At 38.9% G+C, this 12,552-nt stretch carries 9 protein-coding genes; 4 read left to right on the top strand and 5 right to left on the bottom strand.

The annotated features are described in order from the left end of the window. Positions 1-894: 894 nt before the first annotated feature. Complete coding sequence (locus tag FXV91_RS13290) at positions 895-1,956, bottom strand: hypothetical protein (protein WP_229391095.1); 1,062 nt, start codon at positions 1,954-1,956, stop codon at positions 895-897. Positions 1,957-2,718: 762 nt separating this feature from the next. Here FXV91_RS13290 and FXV91_RS13285 point away from each other — a divergent pair. Continuing rightward, the gene (locus FXV91_RS13285) at positions 2,719-3,258 is read left to right on the top strand and encodes a GNAT family N-acetyltransferase (protein WP_229391093.1); all 540 of its coding nucleotides are present in this window, start codon (positions 2,719-2,721) and stop codon (positions 3,256-3,258) included. A gap of 56 nt (positions 3,259-3,314) precedes the next feature. On the opposite strand, the gene FXV91_RS13280 is transcribed toward FXV91_RS13285, so the two are convergent. Next, on the bottom strand, positions 3,315-5,903 hold the full coding sequence (locus FXV91_RS13280) for a NosD domain-containing protein (RefSeq protein WP_229391092.1): 2,589 nt from the start codon (positions 5,901-5,903) through the stop codon (positions 3,315-3,317). Positions 5,904-6,497: 594 nt separating this feature from the next. Between FXV91_RS13280 and FXV91_RS13275 the strand changes: the two genes are divergently transcribed. Beyond that, positions 6,498-6,758: a hypothetical protein gene (locus FXV91_RS13275; RefSeq protein ID WP_229391090.1), complete on the top strand. Its 261-nt coding sequence runs from the start codon at positions 6,498-6,500 to the stop codon at positions 6,756-6,758. A gap of 227 nt (positions 6,759-6,985) precedes the next feature. Beyond that, positions 6,986-7,915 carry an NADP-dependent oxidoreductase gene (locus FXV91_RS13270; RefSeq protein ID WP_229391088.1) on the top strand — a complete coding sequence of 310 codons (930 nt, stop codon included), beginning with the start codon at positions 6,986-6,988 and terminating at the stop codon, positions 7,913-7,915. 504 nt (positions 7,916-8,419) lie between these two features. On the opposite strand, the gene FXV91_RS13265 is transcribed toward FXV91_RS13270, so the two are convergent. The 3 genes from FXV91_RS13265 to FXV91_RS13255 form a co-directional block, all read right to left on the bottom strand. After that, positions 8,420-9,649 carry a hypothetical protein gene (locus FXV91_RS13265; RefSeq protein WP_229391086.1) on the bottom strand — a complete coding sequence of 410 codons (1,230 nt, stop codon included), beginning with the start codon at positions 9,647-9,649 and terminating at the stop codon, positions 8,420-8,422. A 592-nt stretch (positions 9,650-10,241) separates the two neighbouring features. Further along, on the bottom strand, positions 10,242-10,781 hold the full coding sequence (locus FXV91_RS13260; protein ID WP_229391085.1) for a DUF3267 domain-containing protein: 540 nt from the start codon (positions 10,779-10,781) through the stop codon (positions 10,242-10,244). A gap of 234 nt (positions 10,782-11,015) precedes the next feature. Continuing rightward, positions 11,016-11,489, bottom strand: a complete 474-nt coding sequence (locus FXV91_RS13255; protein ID WP_229391084.1) for a GNAT family N-acetyltransferase — start codon at positions 11,487-11,489, stop codon at positions 11,016-11,018. A 566-nt stretch (positions 11,490-12,055) separates the two neighbouring features. Here FXV91_RS13255 and FXV91_RS13250 point away from each other — a divergent pair. After that, entirely contained in the window at positions 12,056-12,448 is a 393-nt protein-coding gene (locus tag FXV91_RS13250) for a YkvA family protein (RefSeq protein ID WP_229391083.1), read from the top strand. The last annotated feature ends 104 nt before the right edge of the window (positions 12,449-12,552 follow it).

The raw sequence follows: 12,552 nt of genomic DNA, 5'->3' as shown, positions 1-12,552 counted from the left end.
CTTCTGGATGATGTTTGAGATTTGGTTATAGGATGTAAATATACACAGACTATGATTTCATAATATATATTACCATTATTATTTATCTTTAATGATTTCTATATTTGCCAAACATCGCTTTAATATAGCAAATGGCATCTATAAGAACTTTTGTTTTATGGAAAAAGAAATAACTGAAAAAGAGTTGCAAATATAACAATAGTTCCCCCGTTTCCTTTTGCAGTTACTACACAGCTGCTGTCATGGATCAGTTTAAACCAGGATCTGAAAACAGAATATGAAAACAGAATATGAAAACAGAATATGAAAACAGTCGTCTTCGAAATTTCTTCTGGATTAAATAATTAAAAAAATATCTTCAGTTGGAAGCAAATCCGTTGAGCTCATCCCAAAATTAATTTGAGGATAAAATTGATAAGAATTTCAGAACTATTTTTTCCCTGATCAGAAAATCGATTGAATATTCCTAATTCGAGATTTAGGAACGCAGTTTTGAGTTATGGAATAGGCTCTTAGAAAGCTTTATGCTATTCTTTACTCTTTTCTACTTTCTAGTGATAATCCATTTGATCTTCAGCATTAAGTTTATAATTAAGTTTAATAAAGGAGAATGATTCCAGCTAACATGATTAATACGAAATACTTTTGGGGTTGAATAACAAAAGTCTAAATCAAACATATGAAGAATCAAACATATGAAGAATCAAACATATGAAGAATCAAACATGTGAAGAACTACAATTAAACTCAAAATATTAAACTAAAAGATGAAAACTTAAAAAATAACAGTCAAATCTTAAAAATGAGCAGGTAAAATATTATAAACACTTATAGAAGAAAAATTAAAAATTCTGAATAAACCCAAATAAAGAGTTATTCAGATCTTCTTGCTTTTTAAAGGAAACTGAGAATTCCAGAGAATTCTGTTTCAAAAGCATACTTTTTAAAGTTAGAGCTTTCCAGAATCCTCTGCTTGATATAGTAGAGCACACTCAAAAGGCTCTCATCACTTTCAGATTCCATATCTCCTGCATACGGGTGAATGTTTTCCTCAAGGGCATCCAGAAGCTTGGGATCAATGCCAGTAGCAAAGTAAGCATCCATAATCAGAAGGTCTGAAATCTGCTCATAAAAGCCTGCAAGCTCATCAAGCCAGCCCGAAACACTATTCCCAGATGCATATTTTTGCTTATTGAGGAACATCAGGTAGCCGGAAATATTGGTGACCAGGTCTTCAGTCAGCCGTTCTTCAGGAAACACAATTGGGAAGCGCTTCATTACTGAAGGGGTTATAGAGCTTGAGTACATCATCTCAGACTCGCAAACTGATGGAAAAAGCCTGGCAATCTGACTGTTAAGGACTGCAGTTACATAAGGATATTTATCCGGTTCCTTGAGGACAATGCCGCAGCCGTTTTCAAAGACATGATTTCCGATAGCGTCATAGGCTGCCTGCAAGCGGTAACCTTCGGTAGCAATGATTTTTGGAGTGTTAAGGTACTCCATCAATTTCTTGCCCCTTACACTATAATAGTCCGCAGAGTCAAGAGGAGAATTATCGTGGCTGAACTGATTTTTGAATTCCAGGATTCTCCCGTATGCCATAGGGAACCTGACTTTAAGTTCTTCGGGAGGGATTATTCTGAACTCCTTTCTGTTACCTTTGTCTGACAGATCATACGCCAGCATAAAACGGTAAGGTGAAGAGTTGAATGCGAATTTTTCGGAAAATGCGCCTGAGACATAGGGATAAATAAGTTCAGGCTCTAAAATTACGGGTTTACAGAGGCCCTCACAAAGATAAATCGAATCAGAATCACTTCCTTCGGGAACAGCAAGCCTGTACAGTAAACCATTTTTTGTACTAATGCCTCCGAAAATGCTTTCAGAGATATCTCCAAGTGTAGTCGGAAGTTCACACATCTTTTCTATAATTCTGTTTTCATTCAGGAACATCTATTTTTCACTTCTGTAGAAGTATATTGAGAAAATTTCTTTTCTTCTGTTTTCACTCTCAGGGGATGGATCTTACCTGGGTTGTTAAAAAATAATTTTACTTCGGCATTCTGGATTCTGGTGCCCCATTAAAATCATCAGAATTCGGCCTGAAATACAGGATAGGGTTTGAATAATTACCTGTAGGAAATAGTAGAATAACATGAGTATATAAATATATTCTCACTGAAAATTAATTATAAATATAAATCATGATAAATAGGCGGAGTAAATAGAGACTGATACAAAAAACGTGAAGCATCGATCCGTATGATTTAAAGGAATACTACAAGAGTAGCTATGACTATAATAAAAAGTAAAGAAGTGAAGAAATAGATCTCTGTTTGTTGTAAAGTTTCAAGCATATAAATTTTAAAAGTTCAGCACCACATTTTCACTAAGCAGCCTATCTTCCAGGTCTTGCTTCTAAGATTTAAATACTCTATATTCAAAGACTCGGTTCTCAGATCCAGTTCTTAGATCCAGTTCTTAGATCCAGTCCCCAGATCCAGTCCCCAGATCCAGTTCTTAAATTCAGTTCTTAGATTCAGTTCTTAGATTCAATTCTTAGATTCAATTCTTAGATTTAATTCTCAAAGACTTAATTCTCAAATGCTCAATTTTCAAATACTCAATTTTCAAATCTCAGCTCTGATTCTGATACTTAAGAAAAAGAAGGACTGATTAAAAAAATTTAAATATCAATTTCCAGACTAATTATATATGCAAGGAAGCAAAAGTTCTGAAAATTATATAATAAGAGAAGCCAAAAATCAAGACATCTCCGGAATGCTTGGGGTCTTTAACTATTACATTGAGAGCAGTTTTGCGGCCTATATCGAAACTCCGGTAGGACCCGAGTTTTTTCAAGCTATTCCGAGCGGAAAAGAGCAGAGTGAAAATGAACATTTTCCTTTTTACGTGATCGAAGAAAAAGGTAAAATAATAGGAATCGGAGCCCTCAGGCCATATTTCCCTTTCCCGAATTTCCGGCGTACGGGTGTGGTTTCCTACTTTATCCTGCCAGGACACACAAGAAAGGGTCTTGGCTCCAGGATGCTGGAAAAACTCTGTACGGAAGCCAGGGAAAAAAAGATGAAAAGTCTCCTTGCAAATTTATCCTCAAAAAATGAAGCCAGCCTGAACTTTCATATTAAACACGGTTTTATTGAATGCGGGAGGTTCAGAGAAGTAGGAACAAAGTTTGAGAACTATTTTGATATTATATGGCTGCAAAAGTTCCTTGAGCAGGACCAGAAGTAAAAAAGAGATTTCTTGGGCAGGATCAGAAATAAAAAAAGAGAATTGGATAAAGTGCATTAGAAAGGACCTGCAAGAGGCAGGTAGTCAATGTTTCCTTTACCCATATCATAAGCTGTCTCGCATATGCCATCATCATCGATGTCTGAATGTGTCTGGCTGAAACCGTTCCCTTTAGGTGAAGCCCAGAAATTCCCACCCAGGAAGAAACCCCCGATAATGTTGGTGCCCGGGCTTTTGTCCACACTCCAGACATTACCTGAACTTTTGCCTTCGGAATACATATTTTTCGCGTTATTCAGATAGTTATTATAGATTGTATTATTATTTGAGTTCAGAATATAAATGCCGTATCCGGAGTTTGAATCCACTATATTGCCGTTAAACATGTTATTGCTTGAAGAGTTGAGATAGACACCGTGCACTGTATTCAGATTTGCGCTGTTACCTTCCAGAACATTTTTGCTGGAGGCTTTCAGGTATATGCCAATTCTGTTATTTGGTGCCCTGCTGTCACTCAGTATATTGTCATTGCTGAAAGAATCGAGCAATAAACCATAACTGCTGTTAGATGCCGTATTGCTGGCAAGCGTATTCATGCTGGCATTATGCAAAAGGATAGAGACATCACTGTAAGAAGCTGCGTTACTGTCCAGTTCGTTTGCAGTAGAGTTCCACAGACTGATACCATACTTACTGTTGTTTAGTGCTGTATTGTTGTCCAGTGCGTTTTCGTTTGAAGCTTTCAGGTAAATGCCCACTTTGTTATATAATGCACTGTTCTCACTCAGATTATTGCTATTGCTTGAAGAGTCCAGCCAGATTCCGTAGTTGCTGTAGGATACCGTATTATTGCTGAGATTGTTTCCGCTGGAACTATGCAGAATAATACAGACATTACTGCTGTTTGAGGCCATATTACTGTCTAACATGTTTTCGTTGGAATTCCAGAGATTGATGCAGGACCAGGAGTTATTGAACGCCTTACTGCCAGTAACTGTGTTTCCGCTTGAAGTTTTCAGATATACTCCGATCTTATCATCTGCTGCAGCATTGTTGTCCAGTATATTGTCAATGGAAGAATCCACCCAGATGCCATAATTGCTGTTAGAAACACTGTTATTAAAAAGCATATTTTCGTTTGAGTTACGCAGAAGGATGCAGACATTGCTGAATGATACTATGTTGTTGCTAAGAGTATTGTTACCTGATAAATCAAGACGGATGCCGAATCCAGGATTTAAGTTAGGCACGTTTTCGGCAGTCGGAGTATAATTATCCGAAGAATTTTGGACAGTACCATGAGAGTCAAATAGTTCATTGTTTTCAATGCGGCAGTCTTCAACCCCATAAAGGTGAATTCCGGAATTTGAGGAGCTTATACTTCCTGTAATACAGAAGCCGTTAATACCCACTCCATCTGCTGTGACCGAGAAAATATCCTCCGAGCCGCTGGCTGCCTGAACCGTGGTATCTGAAGGGCTGTCGGATGCCGAAACAATAACCAGGTCTTCCACATCTATTACTATGTTTTCCACATAAACACCCGGATAAACAAGAATTGTATCTCCCGGGTATGCATTATTTACCGCAGCCTGGATGGAGGTGAAATCTGCAGCTTTGTCCGCATCATTGCTTACGGTAATCGTCATAGACTTCGATTCTTTGAGTGGCAGATAATCAATGAAGCCGCTGCCTTCAATATTATACATGGAATCAAAGATGCCATCAAGGTCAGTATCCCTGACACCTCTCGGATAGACAGTCCCATCAGGTTTTCCCCAGAAATTGCCGCCAAGGTAAGAGCCCCCTATAATATTAGTGCTTTCGGATCTTGTTGTGTTCCAGACATTATTCCCTGCAACCAGCTCGGATTCCACGTTTGCAGTGTTATTGAAATAGTTATTATAAATCAGGTTGCCGGAAGTTTCGTAAATGTGCAGGCCCACTTTTTTATTGGATTTTATGATATTACTGACCAGCAGGTTGCCATTTGACTCACCTGTGAGAGAAATACCCCCATTATTTTCCAAAATGGTATTATTTTCCAGTGTATTGTTAGGAGAATCAAAAAATGAAACTCCACTGTTACAGTACGAAATCGAATTGTTTCTCAGGGTATTGTTCAGGCTGTCACCAAGGCTGATTCCGGTCAAGCTGTCTGACACATCATTATCAGCCAGTGTGTTACCTAAGCTGAACATATAAAGATCGACACCACAGCTATTATTCGAGAGCATATTGTGCTCAATGCGGCAGCCGGTAACTCCAAAAAAGTGAATTCCGGCAGCTGAATCCGAGCCTCTTATGCTAAAACCCCTAATGTTTACTTCATTTGCCCATATGCCGAAAACGTCTTTAGAACTGTCAGCTGCCTGAATTATGGTATCTGAAGAGTTGCCGGATTCGGAAAGAATGGTCAGAGGTTTGGTAATCTCAATATTTTCCTCATAAATACCTGGTTTGACAAGTATTTCGTCGCCCGGATTTGCAGCATTTACCGCAGCCTGAACGGATGTAAAATCCGCAGCCTGGCCTGTACTGTTATTTACTGTAATTGCAATAGCTGCTGCATTTCCTGCAATCGCGAAAATGAACGCGAGAACCGCTATGAAAGCGATTATGCCTTTTCTTTTTGTTTGATGCATGGTAAACTCCGTAACAAAATTTATAAATTCTGTAACGAGACCTGTTTTTATGATAATTATTTTGATTAACGACCGGATACACAGAAATTCTGGTGAGAAAATTTATCTGAAGCGTACAGAAGATATCGAAACTGCTGGAAAAACAATCCAGTCAGGATTGTGAAGTTGATCCACCTGTGAACTTCAGACTTTGAAAGAGTCTTGTGATAAGGATCTGAAAGAAAACCAAATACTCACTGAAAATTTCCCGGTTATACTGTTATCCGATTAATTAATACAGCTGCCTCGCTGCTCTCAAGAATATAAGAACAACGTTTTAAGCCTGGGCACCTAAGGTTTGAAATTTAATTAATATGTAAAAAAATGTTACAGTTATATAAAATTAACTCATATGTGGGAAAGTTGCTCTTTGAATACACCTTTTTCTCATCAATGAGAAATGGTTTTGTGTTAATTTCACATTAGTTCCTTCTTTTAAATGGTCTAATTTAACTAAAAAATGTGATAATTATAAAGTTTTTTTACGCTCTTTTAGAAAAATAGGGAAAATTAAAATAGAATAATCCAAATATAAATGAATGGTGGGGAGTTGATTTGAAGGGTAAGAGAGCTTTGCTGCCATTGGTATTCATTGTATTTATTGCGCTTCCATCTGCAAACACAGATTGGATAAAGTATGCAGGAAATTCCGGTTCTACAGCTGGAGATTTATTAACTAACCCGATAGAAGGAGAGATAAACAGAAATTATGACGAGAAATACAGGGATGGGGTAGTTGATAATTTTGATTATTTCACAAACCCGGGATATCCAGCAGATTGTACCCGCGCTGCTGTAAATACAGGGAGTGGATAAATACGCTCTGCGAAATGACCCTGAGAAGATGCATCAAAAGTAAAATAAAGCAGTTGTGCTGCGAGGACGAGTTCCCAGGTTACGGAAAAATTGAGATACCGAAACCCCGTGCTCCGACGCAGGTACTCGCAGTAAAGCAGATGAAGAGAGATGCCGACAACTGGATAGAATGAAAAGATACAACGAATACAGTACACAGGAGAAAAATTTGATATTCAGGTGAAAATATGAAAGCAGTAAGGATTCATGAGTTTGGCGGACCGGAGGTTCTGAAGTACGAAGATGTCCCTGAGCCCCAGCCAGGTCCAGGTGAAATTCGGATTAGGATCATTGCAGCTGGAGTCAATCCAATGGATTGGAAGATACGTAAAGGCCTGGTTGGGGAACTGCCTTTGCCAATGATTATGGGACTGGATGTTGCAGGCGTTGTGGACGCTCTGGGACAGGGAGGAGTCTTCTTCCAGCCCGAAGAAGAAGTCTTTGCTAAAGTCTCGATAGGTGAAGGCGGCTATGCCGAGTACACAGTTGTCAACTCTACACAGGCGGCAAGAAAACCCAGAAGTATAGGGTTCGTTGAAAGTGCAGCCATCCCAACAGCCGGACTGGCTGCCTGGCAGTGTCTTTTTGATATTGCAGGCCTCGAAAAGGGACAGTCAGTGCTCATTCACGGCGCTGCAGGCGGAGTCGGGACTTTTGCAGTCCAGTTCGCCAAATGGAAAGGAGCGTTTGTTGTAGCCACAGCTTCAGGTACCAATATAGAGTTTTTAAAAAGCATAGGTGCAGATGTAGTAATAAACTATACAAACCAGAACTTTGAGGATATTGCCTGTAATATGGACGTCGTACTGGATACAGTCGGAGGAGATACTTTCGATAAATCCTGGGGCGTTCTAAAGCCCGGCGGGTTTCTGGTAAGCACCGTAGCCAGCATTCCCGAAGGAGCTGCAGAAGAACACGGTGTGCGTGCACAAACCCTCATGACAAAATCTGATGGGAAGGAGCTTGCCCAGATAGCAGAGGTCATTGATGAGATGCGAGTCAAACCAATTGTAACGACCATACTTCCTCTTTCAGATGCACAAAAAGCACATGAGATGAGCGAAAGCCGCCATACGCGCGGGAAGATTGTTTTGCTCGTAGGAGAAGACCCTATGTAAATCAGGGTTCGTCTGATAGAAGGAAAAACGGCAAATTCAGATAGATAAAATTCTAAAGCGGAGCAACCTCATTAGCCGTGCTTTGACCGGTTATTTTCCTGTGCTTCAGCATAGCTTTCCCGATGAAAAGCTGGAAGGAGAGATAGGAAGACCTGCTATTTGCCGACCTGCCGTAAAACTGTCCAGAAAATAAATATCTCGGATTAGTAAATAACGATAAGCATGAGAAACCCGGATAGATCGCATACTTATCGGGAAAGAAATTGATAGAAAGAAGATATAAAAATAAAAAAGAGAGAAGCTAACGACCATTGAAAATTAAAAAGGATTTAGAACTTCTGGATAAAAAATGGCAGATAAAAAATAACCATTTTCGTATATTCTCCATCAAATCCGGAAAAATTAAGGATAAAAAGGAAACCTGAATGGTTAAAAAATTAAAAAGACCGTTTTTCAACGAATTCTGAACACCGCTGGATTTATGCCATCGTCCTACGGATACTTTTACTGCGGTTGAGCGGGAACAAAAGGCTCAGGCTCAACAGGCATCCCTGCTACGTATTCCAGAAATCCGTCTGCGGCATATGAAATGGGTTTTCCGTCTATTACCCCGTTAACCTGATAGGTCCCGATCATTTCCCAGATTATCCTGTATTTAGTTCCACTTCCAGATTCATTTCCAGATTCATTTCCAGATTCATTTCCAGATTCATTTCTATCCGGAATTATTATTGGAAGTGGGACAGGGCGCTGAGTGGTGAACTCTATATTAAGAGAATCAGAACCTGAGGAGGCGTTCAGAAGGGTACTTTGAGGGAAGGGGAAAGAACCCTGGGGTAGAATATATTCCGGAAACATTTCTGCCGGGGGGATTCCAATATCTGTTGTACTCAGATTAGAATGTTCAATTTGTATTTCTTCCCTGCTAAAATTGGCAATGATTTCTCCATCCTCCCAAACATTAAGGACTGAATTTACTGATTGTGAATGGTTGGCATTGGTGATGTTTCCAAAACTGAGTGAATACTCCCCAGTTGTCTCGCTTGAGTAATTTTCTGCCTGGGAGACCTGGCCCCAGTCCCACCCAAGATCATCTCCCCATGACCAGTAACCCCAATTGTGGTCGTGGTAAGCTCTTGAGTTATTCAGGGAATAAGTTTCTCCAGCAACAGAGAGGTTTCCGGAAACCTCCATTCTTGGTGAAGCTACCAGCCAGTTGATAGTCGTCCCAGGAATAGATAAATTAGATGCATTAAAGACAGGAGCAGGTTTGGTTTGCGGTTTGAACAGGGCATCAAAAACTCCTGAACCATCCCCGGATTCGATATGCACACGATACCCTTCGCCAGTTAAGGTTACCGTATTGTTGGCTATCCTGACATCAGGAGATTGAGAAGAATAATTTACAACCTCCGGAGTGAGAGGATATGCCTCATAAAAAGAAGCCGAAGTATCATTCACGTAATAGCCCAGAAGAACCTCCGAGGAATTAGTACCCCCGTTCAATTTGAAAGTGCATATTACTGACAGGTTCTGTTCTTCGTCGATCATATTAAAGTAGTGCCATTCGTTGTACAGATTTCCGGGATCCCCCTCCCCAGGCGGATGGAAAGCATCACTTACCAGTAGTTCGTCAATATGATTGCTGCTCTCATTTGCAAGAGCTGCATTCGATGTTGCTAAAAGCACGAAGATTACTGCAAGTATCGGTTTAATTACCAGTTTAATTTGCATTCATTAACCCCCTTAATTAGGAACAAAATTAGTTTTTATTTCAATATACTGCATGAGAATTGAAAATCTCCTGTTCCCCGGTTAAATAGTATGGATTGAAGATTATAAAAGCATGTTTATAATTAAAATGCTCTGTAATTTTCCTCTTAAGGTATTGATTCCCTGAATGGTACGTTTTTTCTCTGCTTTGACAACTTCCCCTGCTCTCCTGAAAATCAAGACTGCACATTTGCCTCTAATCCCGAAGCAACCGTATTAGCTGTCTTTACGGGTTTTTTCTCGCGCAGTGGCGCGACTTTTCCATAATGGGTTTGAAGAAAAAAGAAGATATTATTATTTAGCCCTCGACATGAAAACATAACTTTAGTATTATATTTCCGCCCCGACCCCCCTCAAATCTTCTGACTGCGCCAATCGCTTTAAAGATTCATTAAATGTTGAAAGGTATGGCATTGAAATTCTCATTATCAGCACAGGTCACAGTCCTTACATAAGTTGTTTGCACTGATAGGCTCACATCCGTATTCATGAAAGGCGTGAGAAACATCTTATTGAAAAAAGGATTCGCTTGTCTACCTTGAGATATATATATTCAGTTGCTTCCGGGAATGCTCTTATCTATCATTTTCCAGTAAGTCCCTATCCCGTTGAAAGTTAAGTAAGCACCTGCAGGCACCTGGATCATTATAAGGATCAAGCCTAGCATGTCAACGCCAGAACTCATAGCGTTTAATAATATCAGGATCTTTGCTAACGGATTTAATAGATCCAGAGCCCCCAGAATTCCAGGCAGTATTATTGAGAGCAAGATAAAAGGTGCCAGTGTAATAAGAGTATACCTTGATTTAGAGATTACTTCTTCCGAATAAACAAATCCGCCAAAATAAGTAATTCCTAAAAATGTTTTATCCGACATTAAAAAACCTGGAATAAAGACAAGGTGAATAAGTTCATGGATAAAAACCAGCCCGATCAGGTATGCAAGGTCTTGTAAGTGTATAGTTAGCGTTATTGTTTGTGAAGGATTAATGCCGACATCTGCTAAAGAGAAAGGCGAAAATATACCAAGAACCGTTATAGAAAGCAGAGTGTTCAGGATCATTAATGGGATTGCTGCAAGTATAGCGGACACGAAATTGTTAGGCTCACGTAGCTGTATCCAGTTTCTTATGATCAGTTCTGAGTGCCTTTCAGAATTTACTTGAGGAAATTTACATCTAAGACGGATAATACCTTCCCCTTTTTACAGTAATGAAAGTCCATTTTACTTTTAAATCTTATTAAGAGCACGTAAAAGTTGCCAGATATAGAGATTATCCTGTTTACCTCGAAAGTGGGCAAGTAGAGCGTGTCACAGGACTAATGCTTATTTGTCAAGGTGTTTTTTCATCAAAAAATTAGTTAAAGTTTGACCTTTACGCTTAATGCTTTGCATCTCAATTACTCGATAACCTCGCTTTTCAAAAAACGGTCTTGCTGTGATTGACGCTTCAGCAGTAACAACCGTAATACCGTTTTGTTTCGCGTATTTTTCTAATTCATTTGCGATTATGGTTGCTACTCCCTGTCCTTGAAAATCTTTATGCACAAAAAGCCGGTTAAAATATCCGGTATCCTCCAGATCACCAAAGCCAATAATCAGACCATTAGTTTCAACTACAACCGTATAGTTATTAGAAATTGATTTATCCCACATATCCATGTCGATTTCTTCTGGTGCCCAAACGTCAAGTTGTGCTGAATTATAATCCTTTAAATTAACCGCATGGATAGTATCATAAAACAACTTAACTATCACTTTGCAGTCTTCGGATTTGTATAGTCTTACTGTTTTCTCCATTTATAGTAACCTCCTGACAGTCAATGGAAAAGAGATTATTGAGACAGAAATTCTTGATACAACCCTTTTAGAATAGTAGAGTCGGATATCTCGCCAAGGCCTGCAATCACTTTTTACTTATCCTCTTAATTATTCGACAATATTCAGTAATCCCGCAGTAGTCTGTTCCAGGAATTCCTCAAACAAGACCTGAAAAAATATTAATTTTAAGTATAATTCCTTTTTGATGATTACTAAAGTGGAGGTCCCGTAAAGGTTCAGTCAGGTTAAACTGAGTAACCTTCAAACTAACTTCAATAAACTTAATATACCTATTACCACAATTTTTATTTGCACTAGATTATTTTAGTGGTCCTTTAATATTCACGAAAACAGGAAGAAACGCTTAATTTAAAATTTATTTTACAATAATTAGTGAAGTAGTATTTGTAAGAGCCAAAATAATATTGAATATTTGAGAAAGCCATTAACTGCCTCAATTGATCCGAAGAAGAGGAAGAAATATTCAATTTATAGTTAGTTTAAGAGACCCTGCGTACAATCCAATTTAAGATTGGAGGATTATTATGGATAAAATCAATAATTTCAGAAGGAAAAAAGTTGGATCAAATATTGACCAATTTGATGTCAATTCAAATCAAACTTCTGATACCAGCACGTTTTCTCCTGAAGAAGCAACAGGCGCTCACCAACGCCGAACAGATCTTAGAAAAATTTGGGATTATTTAGGGTTATTGTTTTCTATGCTGGCAGATTCCTTCAATAAGAGATACCCGGTTCCGAAGAAAACGGTATTAGTGATAACAGTTGCTCTCCTGTATCTCATAAGTCCGGTTGACTTCCTCCCAGACATTATTCCTTTACTCGGATTTGCAGATGATGTTGCTGTGCTTGCTTTTGCATCTAGCCTTATTAAAGATGACCTGGAAAACTATAGAGCCTGGAAAATGAGTAATTGATAGCGATTTGTTCGCCTGTGGTCTTAATTTGCCCAATTATCCATATTTGATTGTCCTATCCGGAATAAAGTTATTTGATTGTCCTATCCGGAATAAAGTTACTG

Origin of the sequence: Methanosarcina sp. DH2, assembly GCF_020804225.1 — an archaeon.
Taxonomy (GTDB): domain Archaea; phylum Halobacteriota; class Methanosarcinia; order Methanosarcinales; family Methanosarcinaceae; genus Methanosarcina.
The sequence above is the reverse complement of the archived record's forward strand: the minus strand, read 5'-3'. Positions and strand labels throughout refer to the sequence as shown.